At 35.7% G+C, this 16677-nt stretch carries 13 protein-coding genes (1 of these 13 running past the window's edge); 11 read left to right on the forward strand and 2 right to left on the reverse strand.

Annotated features, from left to right (window positions below; translation table 11 throughout):
* Positions 1-21 precede the first annotated feature (21 nt).
* The 5 genes from BCB69_RS01065 to BCB69_RS01085 all read left to right on the forward strand — a co-directional run bounded on the left by BCB69_RS01065 (position 22) and on the right by BCB69_RS01085 (position 7873).
* Positions 22-819 carry a TetR/AcrR family transcriptional regulator gene (locus BCB69_RS01065; protein ID WP_022513938.1) on the forward strand — a complete coding sequence of 266 codons (798 nt, stop codon included), beginning with the start codon at positions 22-24 and terminating at the stop codon, positions 817-819.
* Complete coding sequence (locus tag BCB69_RS01070) at positions 816-1880, forward strand: efflux RND transporter periplasmic adaptor subunit (protein ID WP_069176756.1); 1065 nt, start codon at positions 816-818, stop codon at positions 1878-1880. The genes BCB69_RS01065 and BCB69_RS01070 overlap by 4 nt, the downstream gene beginning before the upstream one ends.
* The gene (locus BCB69_RS01075; RefSeq protein WP_069176757.1) at positions 1877-4930 is read left to right on the forward strand and encodes an efflux RND transporter permease subunit; all 3054 of its coding nucleotides are present in this window, start codon (positions 1877-1879) and stop codon (positions 4928-4930) included. Before BCB69_RS01070 ends, BCB69_RS01075 begins: the two co-directional genes overlap by 4 nt.
* 204 nt (positions 4931-5134) lie before the next feature.
* Positions 5135-6949: a translational GTPase TypA gene (gene typA, locus BCB69_RS01080; RefSeq protein ID WP_022513940.1), complete on the forward strand. Its 1815-nt coding sequence runs from the start codon at positions 5135-5137 to the stop codon at positions 6947-6949.
* A 66-nt stretch (positions 6950-7015) separates the two neighbouring features.
* On the forward strand, positions 7016-7873 hold the full coding sequence (locus tag BCB69_RS01085; protein WP_022513941.1) for a YihY/virulence factor BrkB family protein: 858 nt from the start codon (positions 7016-7018) through the stop codon (positions 7871-7873).
* A 34-nt stretch (positions 7874-7907) separates the two neighbouring features.
* Here the strand turns inward: BCB69_RS01085 and BCB69_RS01090 are convergent, their stop codons facing one another.
* On the reverse strand, positions 7908-9509 hold the full coding sequence (locus BCB69_RS01090; protein WP_069176758.1) for a peptide chain release factor 3: 1602 nt from the start codon (positions 9507-9509) through the stop codon (positions 7908-7910).
* A 286-nt stretch (positions 9510-9795) separates the two neighbouring features.
* Between BCB69_RS01090 and BCB69_RS01095 the strand changes: the two genes are divergently transcribed.
* The 5 genes from BCB69_RS01095 (at position 9796) to BCB69_RS01115 (ending at position 14802) form a co-directional block, all read left to right on the forward strand.
* Positions 9796-10686 carry a hypothetical protein gene (locus BCB69_RS01095; protein WP_022513943.1) on the forward strand — a complete coding sequence of 297 codons (891 nt, stop codon included), beginning with the start codon at positions 9796-9798 and terminating at the stop codon, positions 10684-10686.
* Positions 10683-11204, forward strand: coding sequence for a dCTP deaminase (gene dcd / locus BCB69_RS01100; RefSeq protein ID WP_022513944.1), 522 nt, complete (start codon positions 10683-10685; stop codon positions 11202-11204). Before BCB69_RS01095 ends, dcd begins: the two co-directional genes overlap by 4 nt.
* 136 nt (positions 11205-11340) lie before the next feature.
* A complete protein-coding gene (locus tag BCB69_RS01105) occupies positions 11341-12300 on the forward strand; it encodes a TAXI family TRAP transporter solute-binding subunit (RefSeq protein WP_022513945.1) in 960 nt (319 codons plus the stop codon).
* A 74-nt stretch (positions 12301-12374) separates the two neighbouring features.
* Positions 12375-12866: a DUF1850 domain-containing protein gene (locus BCB69_RS01110; RefSeq protein ID WP_022513946.1), complete on the forward strand. Its 492-nt coding sequence runs from the start codon at positions 12375-12377 to the stop codon at positions 12864-12866.
* Positions 12859-14802: a TRAP transporter permease gene (locus BCB69_RS01115; protein ID WP_022513947.1), complete on the forward strand. Its 1944-nt coding sequence runs from the start codon at positions 12859-12861 to the stop codon at positions 14800-14802. Before BCB69_RS01110 ends, BCB69_RS01115 begins: the two co-directional genes overlap by 8 nt.
* A gap of 60 nt (positions 14803-14862) precedes the next feature.
* Here BCB69_RS01115 and BCB69_RS01120 read toward each other — a convergent pair whose 3' ends face one another.
* Positions 14863-15918 carry a diacylglycerol/lipid kinase family protein gene (locus tag BCB69_RS01120; RefSeq protein ID WP_083989977.1) on the reverse strand — a complete coding sequence of 352 codons (1056 nt, stop codon included), beginning with the start codon at positions 15916-15918 and terminating at the stop codon, positions 14863-14865.
* Between the two features lie 145 nt (positions 15919-16063).
* Between BCB69_RS01120 and BCB69_RS01125 the strand changes: the two genes are divergently transcribed.
* Positions 16064-16677: the 5' portion of an asparaginase gene (locus tag BCB69_RS01125; RefSeq protein ID WP_069176761.1), read on the forward strand. Its footprint extends 376 nt past the window's final position; only the first 614 of its 990 coding nucleotides appear in the window; it begins with the start codon at positions 16064-16066; its stop codon lies beyond the right edge, outside the window.

Consider the following 16677-nt stretch of genomic DNA (forward strand, 5'->3'; position numbering starts at 1 on the left):
TTTGATTACAAGGGGTAGATTGTGAAGACTGTTGATAGAATTAGAAAAGTTGCTAAAAAACTGTTTTTAGAGAGAGGTTTTAAAAAAGTTAGTATACGGGAGATTGCAGAAAAAGCAGAAGTTCCGGCCTCTTCTATTTCCTATTATTTTGGAAGTAAAAAAAATCTTTATCATGATGTAGTAACAGAATCACATGTAGCAACAGAAATTTCTGTACGAGAAAAAATAGAAGAAAGTGCGTTATCTTTATTTGCATCTAAAGGATATGAAAGTGTAACTATACGAGATATCGCAGCAGCAGCAGATGTGAATAGTGCGGCGATTTCCTATTATTTTGGGGGTAAAAAAGAATTATATATGGCAATACTGCAAGTGGGGGCAGATATATTAAAAAGAACTCAAGATACTACAGATTTAACCAATAATATGCCGGAATTTATTATTCGTCACTATATGGAATCTTTTGCGTCTTTGGTGGTTACTTACCCGGAATCATTGCGGATTATGGAATGGGAATTAATTAAAACGACAGATACTTTTAAGCAAATGTGGAAAAGCTGGTATCAACCTATATTTTTGGAAGTGTATAAAGCAATCCAACAAGGTATTAAAGAGGGGATTTTTAGAAAAAACCTGAATCCGGAAGGGGCTTGTATTTTATGGATTAGTATGATGGTCAATTTTTTTACTGCAGCGGATGTTAAAGGTAAAAATAATTTGATTGATTTGGATAAAAGCTTGTCGCTTGAGGCATATTTTGAGTCGGCGGCAGATATATTTATAAATGGAATCAAACTAAAAGCGGAGGAATTATTATGAATAAATTAGCAAATATAGGTATGATGTTTCTAGTAGGCGTAGTAGTGACTATGTCCGGCTGTGGAAAACAAACAACTCCTGCTAATTCTGCTCCTTTAGTAAAAACTATAGTTATAGGTGAAGAAATTTCTGAAAATAAACATAGTTTTTCCGGAACGGTTCACGGTTATTTTGAAGCCCCCTTATCGTTTCAAGTCGGAGGACGTATTGTAGAACGATATGTGCAGTCCGGACAGCGTGTAACTGCAGGAGAAGCCTTATTTAAACTTGATTCTAAAGATGCGGAAGAACAAGTTAATACAGCGGAAGGTGCTGTTATCTCTGCACAAGCCGCATATAATTTAGCAGATTCTACTTTAGCCAGGTATCGCTCTCTTCATGATATACATGCTATTTCTGATTTAGCTATGGATCAGACGCAGAGCCAGTATGAAGTGGCATCTGCCCAATTACAACAAGCACAGGCAGCATTAAGCCGTGCACAAAATAATTTGGATTTTACCACTCTTAGAGCGAATAGAGACGGTGTTATTGGATCTACCTCTTATGAAGTCGGGCAAGTAGTATCGGCAGGAATGCCTGTCGCACTTATGGTAGATGATAGTCAAAAAGAAGTTCATATTTCATTAACGGAAAAGCAATATGGAGAGTATTCCGTAGGCATGCCATGTACAGTTACTTTTTGGGCATTACCTCATGTACAAGTAAAAGGGATTATCAAAGAGAAAGCCGCTTCCCCCACTGCAGGGATAGGAACATATGATGTAAAAGTTTCATTAGAAGATTGTCCGACTAATGTAACTATAGGTATGACAGCGCAAGTATCTATAGAAAATAAGATGAATACGAATAGAATAGAAGTACCTTTAACTGCTATGGCGGGGCAAAAAGAACAGCCTTCTGTTTGGATTGTTAAAGATGGGAAAGTTTCTTTAGTCGCAGTTAAAGTTGGCAAATATGGAGAGAATTCTATTGAAATAATAGAAGGACTTAAACAAGGCGATCGTATAGTTATTGCCGGAACGAATAAGTTATCAGATGGAGAAGAGGTACGCATATGAAAGGATTAAATATTGCTGATTGGTCTATTAAACATATGCAAATAGTGGCCTTTTTTGTTATTGCTATTCTTTTAGGTGGGATGTGGTCTTATTTTAATTTGGGTCGTAGTGAAGATCCGGATTTTACTATACGTACGATGGTAGTAACTGCTGCATGGCCAGGGGCTTCTGCGGAAGAATTAACAAAACAAGTAACGACACCTTTGGAAAAGAAGTTGCAAGATACTAAAGGGCTTGATTATATTAAATCTTTTACACATGATGGAAAAGCTATTATATATGTATATCTAAAAGAAAGTGTATCTAAGGATGAAATTCAAACTCGATGGCATGATGTTCGAAATTTAGTAGAGGATTTTTGGTCAAGTCTTCCGTCGGGAGTTAGAGGCCCATTTTTTAATGATCGATTTGATGATGTATATGGAACTATTTATGCAATTACCGGGGATGATTTTTCTTATGAAGATAAGAGAAAGTATGCAGATGAAATAAGAGAACGATTACTCCGAATTAAGGATGTACAAAGAGTTACACTTTTAGGCGTACAGCAACAAATGATTTATGTAGAGATGGATCAAAATAAATTAGCATCTTTCGGATTAAGTCCGGATGCAGTATTTAGAGTGATTCAGCAACAGGGAACGATGATGCCTTCAGGGATGATACATACCAGTACTAAGAATGTAGCTATTCGTGTAGACGGGCTTTTAGGTTCTACGGAGGCTTTGGAGAATTTACCTATTCATATTGGGCAAAAATCATTTCACTTAGGGGATGTAGCGACTGTTAAACAAACATATACCGATCCGGAAGCTTCTTTAATGTATTTTAATGGAAAGCCGGCAGTTGGAATTGCTATATCAATGACACCTGGTGGAAATAATTTGACTTTAGGAGAAAATTTACAAATCGGTATTGATGAAATAAAAGAAAATTTGCCGACAGGTATAGAAGTATCCTTAGTTGCGGACCAACCTAAAGTAGTAAATCAGTCTATTCATGAATTTACAAAATCTTTAATAGAAGCTATTGTTATTGTTATGATAGCAAGTTTCATTTCTTTAGGGCTACGAAGCGGCATTGTTTTAGCACTTTGTATACCGGTTGTTGTATGTGGTTCTTTCCTATTTATGCAAATAAAAGGGATTGATTTACAAAGAGTATCTCTCGGTGCACTTATTGTATCTTTAGGGCTTTTGGTTGATGATGCAATTATTGTTATAGAAATGATGCAAGTTAAACTTGAACAAGGTTTTAATCGATTACAAGCTGCACAAGCTGCGTACAAATCAAGTGCTAAATCTATGTTGGCAGGGACATTAATTACTGCAGCCGGATTTATTCCTGTAGGGTTTGCACCGGGGAAAACAGTAGAGTATACAGAATCTTTATTTTGGGTTATGGCAGCTACGTTAGTTATTTCCTGGTTAGCATCTCTATTTGTTTCGCCGGTATTGGGATATAAGCTTATTAAAGTTGATACTGAGAAAAAAGAGGAAAATAGTTTAAGTAAAAAAATGTATACATGGTTTGATAAAACCATCCGATTATGTATACGATACAAGAAGACGGTGATGTTGCTTACCGGGGGTGTTTTTGTTTTCACGATATTATTAATTCCTTTTGTTAAACAAGAATTTTTCCCGGATTCGGTTCGTCCTGAAATTATTCTGGATGTAGATTTGCCTGCCGGTGCTTCTATAAAAGATACTAAGTCTGTGATGGGGGGCATTGCAGATATGTTGTATGGGGATAAAAGAGTATCTTCTTTTGCTACTTATATTGGAGATACTGCACCACGATTTATTTTATTATTTGATCCACAAGCACCTAAAGATAATCATGGACAGATGATTATCGTATCTACAGGGCAAAATGAGCGAGACAGTTTACGAGAAGAATTGATGAAAGACATTGAGGAAAAGTATCCGGATGTTTGCATTCATTCCCGCTTAATTCAAACAGGACCTCCTGCTGATTATCCTATAATGCTTCGTATTTCTGCCAATACAACAAAACAAACTGTAGAATTAGCCAATCAAGTGCAAGAATTAATTAAGAATGACTCCAGAGTTAGAAATGTAAGCTTAGACTGGCCTGAACAGACTCCGACTATTAAATTGGATATTGATCAAGATAAAGTTAGACAACTTGGTATTGATAATTATGCTGTATCTAAAGATTTGTATGTACAGTTATCAGGATATAAAGTATCGGAGTCTTACCAAGGAGATCAATTGATTCCCATTTCATTTAGACTGGAAGGAGATAATGCTACAAAACTTAATCAGTTGGAGTCATTGCCTATTTATGTAGGGAATGGAAGATACGTTCCTTTAGGTGATTTTGCAACAATAAGCTATGAAAATGAAACGAGTAGTATTTGGAGAAGACAGCTGCAACCTACTATTACTATTCGTGCCGATGTAGTAAAAGGGGCGAAAGGAGATACCGTTACTTCCGACTTATTTGACAATACATTAAAAGAATTTAGAGAGCATCTTCCTACCGGTGCACGATTAGAAAAGGGCGGTTCTCTTGAACAATCAGAAGAGTCGGTCAGATACCTTATGCAACCACTACCGATTATGGCATTCTTTATATTTATGGTTTTAATATTCCAGTTACAAAGTATTCCTAAAATGGTTATGGCAGCGATTACCGGACCTTTAGGGTTAATTGGAGCTATTCTTACTTTATTAGTAACCAGACAGCCGATAGGATTTATGTCTATTATCGGGATGATTGCTATTACCGGTATGGTGATAAGAAATAGTATTATTTTATTAGACCAAATTAAACAACATTTAGAGGAGGGGATGTCTCCTTATGAGGCGGTAGTGAGTTCGGCAGCTCTTAGGTTTAGACCGATTATGCTATCATCAGGTACCGATGTGTTGGGGATGATACCCTTAATTCCAAATCCATTTTGGGCACCTATGGCGGTATCTTTTATTGGAGGTTTGATGTTGGCTACAGCTATTGGATTATTGGTACTTCCTGCCATGTATTGCTGGTGGTATAATATACAAGAACCGAACTCCGTTTAACTTTAATGTAAAATTCCAATAAATTATCAAGATAAAACCGCTTATATTTATAAGCGGTTTTATCTTGTAATAATTGGTAGAAATATTGTGAGCTGATTATGGGGAACAAAATATTGTAGAGTATCATATACGAAAATTGCAAACACATGGTATAATGAATAGTACATCTTATTGATATTGTTATTTCCGGGAGAAATAGAAAGAATGATTAGACAAGATATTAGGAATATTGCTATCATTGCACACGTTGACCATGGTAAAACGACGTTGGTTGATGCAATGTTAAAACAAAGTCATATTTTTAGAGAAAATCAAAAAGTAGAAGAAAGAGTAATGGATTCTAATCCACTTGAAAGAGAAAGAGGCATTACTATTCTTGCTAAAAATACATCTGTAATGCATGATGGTGTAAAAATTAATATTGTAGATACTCCGGGGCATGCTGATTTTGGTGGAGAAGTAGAACGTATTTTAAATATGGTGGATGGCGTTATTCTTGTTGTCGACTCTCATGAAGGCCCGATGCCTCAAACTAAGTACGTTTTGCGTAAAGCGTTGGAACATCATTTAAAACCTATTGTTGTTATCAACAAAATGGATAGACCTGATCAAAGAATCAGTGAAGTAGAAGGGGAAGTATTAGATTTGTTCATTGAGTTGGAAGCGGATGATGAGCAGCTAGAGTTTCCTATGATTTATGCTTCCGCAAGAAATGGTGTAGCAAAGTATAGCATGGATGATGATAATGAAGACTTAAAGCCTTTATTTGATACGATTATCAAACATTGTCCTGCTCCGGAAGGAGATGAAAATGCTCCTTTGCAATGCATAGTAACTACTCTTGATTCCGATGATTATTTAGGAAAAGTAGCCATTGGTCGTATTACCAGAGGCACGGCGAAACAAGGAATGCCTGTTTGTATCACCGATGGAGAAAAGAGCAGAAATGATCATATCGGTTCTCTTTTTGTATGGCAGGGAATGAAACGTACAGCTGCTACAGAAGCTAAAGTTGGTGATATTATTGCTATGGCAGGGTTTAAAGATATTACTATCGGAGAAACGGTTGCTGATAGCAATCAACCTGAAGCTTTGCCACGTATTAAGATTGATGAACCGACCTTATCTATGATTTTTGGTGTAAATAAGAGTCCTTTTGCAGGGCAAGATGGTGATTATGTAACAAGTCGTCATATTCGTGCACGTCTTTTGAAAGAAATAGAAACGAATGTAGCTCTTCGTGTTGAAAACACAGAAACTGCAGATGCATTTAAGGTATCCGGACGTGGAGAACTTCATCTTTCTGTTTTAATAGAGATGATGCGTAGGGAAGGTTTTGAATTGGAAATTTCGAAACCGCAAGTTATTTATAAAGAAATTGATGGAAAAAAATGTGAACCGATTGAACATCTGACAGTAGAAGTACCTCAGGAATATATGGGAGCTGTTATGGAAGGGTTAGGACCTAGACGTGCAGACATGATTTCTATGAATGAATTGGCTGGGTATATGCGAATGGAATTCTCTGTTCCGGCAAGAGGTCTTATCGGGTTTAGGAATGAGTTATTAACAACCACTCGTGGTACAGGAATTATGTATCATGTGTTTGAAGGCTATGCACCTTATAAGGGAGATATCCCCGGACGTACACGTGGTTCTTTAGTTGCTTTTGAAAATGGAACTACGACGGCATATGGCTTAAATTCCGTACTTGATCGAGGAGAATTATTTATTGGTGCAGGTGTTGAAGTATATGAGGGCATGATTATTGGTGAAAATAGTCGTGATCAAGATATGGATGTAAATCCATGTAAGAAAAAACATTTGACTAATACTCGTGCATCCGGATCTGATGAAGCTATTAAGCTTCCTCCACATCGTCAATTTACTTTGGAGTCTGCCTTAGAGTGGATTAATGATGATGAATTGGTGGAGGTAACTCCAGTTAATATACGTATGAGAAAATCAATTATTTCTCGTCAAGAAAGATATAAAACCGCAAAACAGAAGAAAAAATAATATTTATTTGATACATATATCCGGAAAATATTTTTCCGGATATATTATTTGGATAAAGGAGCTCTTATGGGGAGTATTCATTGTGCTCAAAAAGGTTGGTATTTATTTAGAAAATTAGTACAAAGGTATATGAGAGATGATGTAGGTGCTTTAGCGGCAGAAACTACTTATTATCTTATTCTTGGGGTTATACCTTTTTTAATATTTTTTGTAAATGCAATTTTATTTTTTGCAGCACCTCAAATACATACCATTATTAAATGGCTTCAATATCTTCCTTCGGATATAGCAGTTAATATGAAATATCATATTGATAAAGTAATAGCTCAACGTAGTAGTTTGTGGTTATTTATTGGGTTATTTGCATCTATATGGTCGGCTTCACAAGGTATTGATATTATTATTCGAGCGGTAGATAAAGTTTTTTTTACAGATCGAAATAAACAATCTTGGTTTATTATAAAGATGAAGTCTATCGTATGTACTTTATTATTATCTTTTGCAATTATTTTATCTTTAGGATTAATGGTTTTTGGAAATGGAGTAGTATATGCTTTGCATTACTACTTTACTTTTCCTACGGTAATACTTAAGTTATGGACCTTACTTAAATACGTAATTCCTTTTGCTATATTAGTAATTTCATTATGTTTTTTCTATCGTTTTGCACCTGAAAAACAAATTGCATCATGGCGATTAATTTTGGGAACATCTCTTATTGTTACGGTATTTTGGTTACTATTAACTGCCGGGTATAGCTATTATATGTTACACTTCTCACATATGGGAATTACTTATGGTTCTCTTATTGGGCTAGTTGTTTTATTTATCTGGTTTCATTTAACATCTATTGTTATTATTATGGGTGGAGAGTTCATTATGGCTTGGCATGAAGTGCAAGTTTATTGTTCTTTTCTTGAATAAAAAATAGACCGTCAAATTATAGACGGTCTATTTTTTATTCAAGATTTACCGGGATCATTGGTGGTGTATCAAGAAATTCTATATTTGGATTTCTTTCTACAAGCCATCCGGCTTGCCATTCATTAGGTAGTAGGTATACAGGTCTCTTTTTAGCATCATAGACTACTAAAGCATTATCCGTACCTACTAAATCTTCCGGAAGTGCATTGGACGCTGTCCAACGTGCTGTAGTATATGGGAGAGATTCGATACGAACATCCACATTATATTCTTTTTCCAGTCTATACCGAAGAACTTCAAATTGTAATTGTCCTACAGCACCAATAATGAAAGACTCCATTACATAAGGTTGGCTATATACTTGAATAGCTCCTTCTTGAGCTAATTGATTAACACCTCGTAAAAACTGTTTTCTCTTCATACTGGACATGGGAGAAAGTCTTGCAAATAATTCAGGAGGAAATACAGGAAAGTCACTAAATGTTACCGGATGTTTTTTTGTACATACTGTATCTCCGACCCCAAGTTCACCGGTATCAAAAATACCGATAATATCGCCTGGGTAAGCTTCTTCTATAGATACTCGTTCTGTTGCAAGAAATTGTTGAGGTTGTGACAGACGGATGTTTTTTCCGCTTTGTCTATGCAATACGGATAATCCTTTTTCGAATATACCGGAACATATTCGCATAAAAGCAATTCTATCATGGTGTTTAGGATCCATATTGGCTTGAATTTTAAATATAAATCCGGAAAAATCGGAATTATCCGGAGAAATTGAACCCTCCAGCGTTTTTCTTTCTGTAGGAGGTGGAGCTAATTTTAAGAATCTTTTTAAGAATGGTTCCACACCGAAATTGGTCATGGCAGAACCGAAAAACATAGGAGTAAGTTTTCCTGCAGAAATCTTATCCATGTTGAATGGATCGCCTGCTTCATCCAGAAGTTCTAAGTCGGATTTTAAAGATTCCAGTACTTCTTCATCTAGTAATTCCATAATTGAAGAATCGTCGAGTTTACCCGAGACAACTTGTAATTTTTTAGTCCCATGTGCATTATCTTTAATAAAAATAAAAGCGGTGTTTGTTTCTCTATCATAAATGCCTACATAATTTCCATTTATTCCAATGGGCCAATTCATTGGGCAAGATCGAATTCCTAAAACTTCTTCAATATCTGACATTAAGTCAAATGGGTTTTTACCGAAGTGGTCAATCTTGTTGACAAAAGTAAAAATAGGAATACCTCGAGAAGAGCATACTTTAAATAATTTTTTTGTTTGTGTTTCTACGCCTTTAGCTACATCAATAACCATAACAGCACTATCTACCGCCATGAGTGTACGGTAAGTATCTTCAGAGAAATCTGCATGGCCTGGGGTGTCCAAAATATTTACACGACACCCTTCATAATCAAAATTTAAAACGGAGCTGGTCACGGAAATACCACGTTGTTTTTCTATTTCCATCCAATCAGAAACCGCATAGCGAGATGTTTTTCTTGCTTTTACGGATCCTGCTAAATGAATAGCACCACCATATAATAATAATTTTTCAGTAAGCGTAGTTTTGCCTGCATCTGGGTGAGAGATGATGGCAAATGTTCGACGACGTTTGATTTCATCAATAACAGACATTATTCACCTCATATAACATGTAATATTTTTTATTATATCATAAGAATTCAATGATAATTATTGATAAAATCTAATTTTGAAGAGTTTTGGTTAAATAGAAATTATAATAAAAAACAAGATAATAGATAATAATTAATAACAGAAATTCCATAATAAAACTTCAATAAAAAATCATTATAAAAGAGAATAGATGATAGATATCTAGAAAAACATATATAAAACAGGTATAATCAAAAGGAATAAAGGATTAAAGATACTTCCTTTATTTTGAATGGGAGGAATTGGGATGGCAAGGAGAAAAGGGCAAAAATGCTGGGAAGGTATAGGTCGTGAAGGCTGGCTTTCTTTATTTGGGAATACAGTTATCATGACAGATCTTATGATGAGTATTTTTGACTGTCTTTACCATTCACCGGATTTAACAGATAATGCTAAACATATTGCACAAGTACTTCAAATGGAATATCGTGCACTAAACGCTGCCGTAGGTTGGGCAGGAAATAAGATTAAAGCTTTATGTGAGGAAGAAAGACAGCATTTACAACAGGAAGGGCAAGATTGTCACTGTATATTGACAGAAGAGGGGCAACTAACACCATGTAAAGAAATGGCGCCCTGGGAATATGTTTTTGATGGGATTGAAGATGAAGACGGTACCTATTTATGGATTATGAAACCGGCTGCCGCCATTGCTTTTAAAGAATTAGAAGATGCTAATTTAGCGGTGGACGGTAGTATTAGAAGAGTTCTTTCACAAGATATATCTTCTTATGGTATGGAAGGGAGTTTGTTTTCGCATACACCGGATCAAACAATTACTGCTATTCGTACATTGATAGAAGAAAAATATAGATTTACCAGAAAATCGTTGGGGGAGTCTTCTTGTTGTACAGTCTGTGGATTAGCGCGTCATTCTTTATTGTGTGCAGTTCCGTATGGAGAGGTAGAAAAAAAACAGAAAGGATTGCTTTTTTGTCCAACACATGCAGCTTTATTTTCTGCCCATCTTATTTCTTATAGTGATAGAGGAAGGCTCTTGCTATCAACTCGATTGACTGATGAGGAGATAAAAATCTTAGGGCTTCATGCGGGTGATTTGGCTAAAAATACGTTCAGTAGAAGAAGAATGACTTTACATCGTCGAATATTTAATAAGGAAGGAAAAGAAGAACAATGATTTTATCTGGTAAAGAAATTGAAAGACATATGGGAAATGAAATTATCATTAAACCTTTCAATAAGAGTCAACTTAACCCTAATAGCTATAATCTTCGGTTAGCAGACGAATTAATGATTTATGACCTTCATGAATTAGATATGAAGAAAAAGAATTCCGGGCATCTTATTAAGATTCCGGAAGAGGGTTATCTTCTTGAACCTAATAAATTGTATTTAGCAAGAACTATGGAGTATACGAAAACAGAATGCTTTGTTCCTATGTTGGAAGGACGTTCTTCTGTAGGACGACTAGGGCTCTTTATTCATGTAACGGCAGGGTTTGGCGATGTAGGGTTTAGTGGCTATTGGACATTGGAAATGTTTTGTGTACAACCGATTAGAATTTACTCGGGAGTCGAAATTTGTCAAATTTATTTTCATACTGTATTAGGAACAGCAGACAAATATGATAGTGGCAAATATCAAAATAATAAAGGAATTCAAACAAGCCTTCTTTACAAAGACTTCGAAGCATAGTATAATAATTTTAATTTCATAAGATTATGCATTGCAAAGACGCAAGCAGCAGACATTATAGTCATGCTGCTTTTTTGTTTATTGCAAAGTATGATTCGTATTAAGGAGAATATTTTGTTATAAGGAGGAAACAAGAATGAACAAAGTTATGAAAAGATGTATTATTGCAGGACTTTCTTGTTTAGCAGGTGCGGCTATTCTTGCTGGATGTGCCGGAAATGATAGTAATAGACAGTTTATGAATATCGCTACAGGTGGAACTGCCGGTACTTATTATCCCTTAGGTGGTGCAGTGGCGGAAATATTAAATCAAAATATTGAAAATATGAATGCAAGTGCACAGTCTACCGGCGCATCTGTAGCTAATGTAAATATGTTAAAAGACGGTTCTGTTGATTTAGCTTTTATACAAAATGATATTGCTTATTATGCTTACAACGGTAAAGAAATGTTTGACGGGAAAAAAATTGATAATTTACGTGGATTAGCAGCTCTTTATCCGGAAACTATTCAGTTTGTTACTACTGAAAACTCAGGGATTAATACAGTGGCAGATCTTAAAGGCAAAAAAGTGGCTGTAGGGGCATCTGGATCCGGTGCAGAAGCTAATGCTCGTCAGATTCTAGCAGCATATGGATTAACATATGATGATATTAAACCACAGTATTTATCTTTTGGTGAGGCAGCGGATGCATTAAAAGACGGTAATGTGGATTGCGGTATTGTAGTAGCTGGTTATCCAACGGCGGCTATTCAGGATTTAGCTGCTAATAAGTCTGCAAAAGTTGTAGCAATTGATGCAGATATTCAGGATAAGTTAATCCAGCAGTATCCTTACTATACAAAGATAAATATTCCTGCCGGTACTTATAAAGGACAGAATGAAGATGTAAGTACGGTAGCAGTTAAGTGTATTCTCGTTGGTACAGATAAAATTTCTGATGATTTAGGGGGACAAATCGTAACGGCTATTTATGGTCATTTAGATCGGATGAAAGCTGCACATGCGGTAGGTGCATATATTACTAAAGATACCGGTACACAAGGTATGTCTATTCCTTTGAATAAAGGGGCAGAAGATTACTTTAAGTCATAAAATATGCTATCCGGTAGATAAGAAAGGGTGGAAAAATAGATTTTAATCTATTTATTGGGTATATGAGAAATGTTGTGATAAGTCTTAGTATTATTTTAGTTATAATATTTATATATGTATGCCAATTACCTTTTATTTTTGGACAAACATCTACCGGATTTATTTTTATAAAAAAAGCTTATGCAGGAATGCCAATTACGTTATCTTATAGACATTCAGTAATGAAAACCCCTGTTCAAGAAAATTTATATATTAATGATACTGTTGATGGTTTGTCTTTAAAGTCGACCAGATATCAATCTTTTGGTGTAGGTTTACCTTTTCTAGCTTCTGAAGGCCATTTTCATCAAGAAGGAACTTGGTTTGTTTTGGATAACATGCATCGAGAGTATCCTACTCTTTCTCTTAGAAATGGAGTATCTAATAATGGTGTGATTCAAGTTGATGAAGAAAGTTATGACTTACCCGGATTAATGCCTTTAGGCACGGAATTATATATATATATTTGTCCTTTATATCAAGGGATTATAAAAGCTAAAAGTTTTAGGAGGGGTAATAATGGATGATAGAATAAACTCCCATTCTACAAATAAAGATATAGAAGAAAAAATAAAAAAACTGGATAAAGAATCTGCTACTGTAGAATATACAGGATTTTGGGGAAAGCTGATCTCTTGTATATGTATTTGTTTCTCTTTGTTCCATATTTATACAGGATTCTTTGGTACTTTTGATGCTATGATTCAACGTTGTATCCATCTGAGTTTTGGAATTTCTTTAGTATTTTTACTTTGTCCAACTAAAAATTCTTGGATTCGTGAAGGAAAAGTACATCCGGTAGACTTAAGTTTAGCTATTACATCTCTTATTCCTCCGTTGTATATACTGTTAAATTATCAATCACTAATTCTACGTGCAGGGACTGTAACACAAGTTGATTTTATTATAGGACTGCTAGGAATACTTATGGTGTTGGAAGCAGCTCGACGTATCGTAGGTTGGTCTATTGTATGTGTAGTATTATTATTCCTTGGATATGGATATTTTGGACCTTATTTACCAGGACCTTTGGCACATAGAGGATTAACACTTCAACAAATGGTTAGTCATTTGTTTTTCACAACAGAAGGCGTTTATGGTATACCGCTGGGAGTATCGTCCACTTTCATTTTCTTATTTATTTTATTTGGTGCATATTTAGAAAAAACAGGGTTAGGAAAATTTTTTATTGATATTTCCAACGCAATTGCCGGGTGGGCATCGGGAGGTCCTGCTAAAGTTTCTGTTATTTCCAGTGCTTTACAAGGAACTATATCCGGGAGTTCTGTAGCAAATGTTGTGGGATCCGGTTCTTTCACGATTCCTATGATGAAGAAATTGGGGTACAAAAAAGATTTTGCAGGTGCCGTAGAAGCGGCAGCATCTACTGGTGGACAAATTATGCCGCCTATTATGGGAGCAGCAGCGTTTTTAATGGCTGAATTTATTGGTGTTCCCTATATGAGCATTGTCAAAGCGGCTATTGTACCGGCTATGTTATATTTTATTGGAGTATTTTTAGGTGTACATTTTGAAGCGAAAAAAGAATGCTTGGAAGGTACTCCGAGAAATAAGTTACCACCAATTAAAGATATCATGAAAGAAGAAGGTCATTTAGCTATTCCTCTTATATCTATTATTGGACTTCTTGCTTCCGGATATACCCCGATGAAAGCAGCGTTGGCAGGAATAGTAATTTCTATTTTTACCGCCATGCTTCGAGAAACGACTCGTATGACATTTAATGATATTGTAAGCGGGTTAATAAAAGGGGCTAGAGGTGCTTTAGGTGTACTTATTGCTTGTGCAGCAGCCGGTATGATTATTGGAGTTGTGACTAAAACCGGTGTGGGATTGAAATTAGCTTCCTTTTTGGTTGGGTTATCTGGGGGACATATGATTCTCCTTCTTTTCTGCACTATGATTACATCTTTGATTTTAGGGATGGGAGTTCCTACTACTGCCAACTACGTAATTACTTCTACTATTGCTGCACCGGCATTAATTGGTGTGGGGGTTCCTTTATTGGCGGCACATATGTTTGTATTTTATTTTGGTATTATTGCAGATATTACACCCCCTGTTGCTTTAGCAGCATTTGCCGGATCTGCTATTTCAGGAGGAAATCCGTTGAAAACAGCAGTTAACGCCTCAAAACTTGGAATAGCAGCATTTATTGTTCCCTACGTGTTTGTATTGTCTCCGGCTATTTTAGGGATTAATGCGACCGCATTGCAGATGGGATTTACGACTATAACGGCATTGATTGGAATGATTGGTGTTAGTGCAGCTATGATTGGATATTTTTATCGTAGAGTTCCACTTGTATTGAGGATAGTATTATTTGGAGCAGGATTATGTTTAATTGATCCAACACCTATGACAGATTTGGTTGGGGCAGGTATTATGCTTTCTATTTTAGTTTATCAGTATATGACTAAAACAAGAGAGTATAAGGTATAAAATAAAAAAGCAACGGTGAAAACCGTTGCTTTTTTATTTGAAAAGTTTATTAGTCTTTAGTTAGGGATTTGTTATTTCTTTTTTTGATACTTTTGATTTTCTATTTTCCATAGGATTCTGATAAGGTTCAGGGAGTTCTTCCCACAAATGTGTTAATTGACTTTTTACCTTATTTACCATATCAGGGATGTGGATAGGGGAAGTTTTTCTGTGTGCAGGTACTAATACGGGAAGTTTAGAAGGAAGAATCTCTAAATATATTGGGAAATGGGGTCCCTTTTCTCCATCTACATTCGTCCAAAGCTCTTTATTAGGAGCATTTTCAATTGAAATTTTAGCACTTTTTATTCCGATAACTGTTAAAAAATCTTCGCCCATCTGCTGACCGGTAAGAAGCAGAGGTGCTTGTCGAATGGCACGAAACCATTCAAAATTTCGAAAAAGGGCTAACTTAATCATTCCTGAGCGACGTTCTTCTTCAGGGATGAGATTTCTAAAACTACCGGCAGAATCTGTTAACATACCGGCAATGAGTGGAGATGTTGTTTGGATAACAGTTCCATTCTTTTCTTCAATACGAAAATGGTAAGATTTTTGTTTTGGAAATACTTGAAAAGCTTTCATAAAATAAGCCATAGAGCCGAATAATGTTTTTTCTTTAATGGTTACTTGACTCATTGCTTCCGGCAAAAGTCCGGCAGCTACAATATTAATGAAATACTGATCGTTAATTCCGCCAACATCGATAGACGTTACTGTTGCATTTTCAAAAATTTTAATAGCCCCTTTTGGTGAGCGGGGAATACCTAATGCTCTGGCTAAATCGTTAACAGTTCCGAAAGGAACAAATCCCAAAGCGGAATTGCTATTGACAGGAACCATGCCATTGATAACCTCGTTAATAGTTCCGTCACCACCCATGCATATAATATCCCGATTGTTTTCCGCTGCTTGTTTAGCAAATTTTTTCGCTTCTCCGGGACCTTCTGTTAATTTTATGATAATATCTTCATATTTTTTTGAAAGGATAGAGTGTAGTAAAGGAATATATTTGGGTGCTCGTTCTTTTCCGGATGTGGGGTTAACAATAATAGTGCAGGTCGTATTACGCTCCATGTAAATCACCTCATGCAATTTTTTATTTATCTTTATATTATAACTGAGAAATAGAATAGAAATAAAGAGGTATGTGTGATTATGAGAATATAAGTAATAATGGTTCATGCTATAATTAAAAATACAAAAGGAGATATAGAAATTTATGAATAACGTACAGAAGAATATTCTGATTATTACAACAGGGGGCACTATTGCTATGCAAAGAGACTCTGTGACAGGGGAATTAACTCAGGCTATATCGGGGAAGTCACTGGTAGCCGGTATTCCGCAATTAGAACATGTAGCATCTATACAGGTAAAAGAATTTTCTAATACTCCAAGTGAATATATGACGCCTTCTATGATGTTGCGACTTGCACAATACATACAAGAAATAGATCATTCATCTATTCATGGGTATGTTATTACACATGGAACAGATACTATGGAAGAAACTGCCTTCTTGTTGAATCATGCTGTAAATGTTGATAAACCCATTTGTATTACCGGGGCTATGCGTGGAGCAGATGCGTTAAGTGCTGATGGGCCTGCTAATCTGTTAGCTGCAGTAGTTGCTGCTGCCAGTGAAAAAACTCAACATATGGGAGTTTTAGTAGTGATGAATAATGAAATATTTTTAGCGGATGAAGTTATTAAATCGCATACAACTGCATCGGATGCGTTTTGTTCAAATGTTCTTGGTTCTATTGGTAAAATTTTTGAAGGAGAAGTATATATAAGAAATGTAAAACAAAACAAATTTATTGTTGCATCTCC

Source organism: Dialister pneumosintes (assembly GCF_001717505.1).
Taxonomy (GTDB): Bacteria; Bacillota; Negativicutes; order Veillonellales; family Dialisteraceae; genus Allisonella; species Allisonella pneumosinta.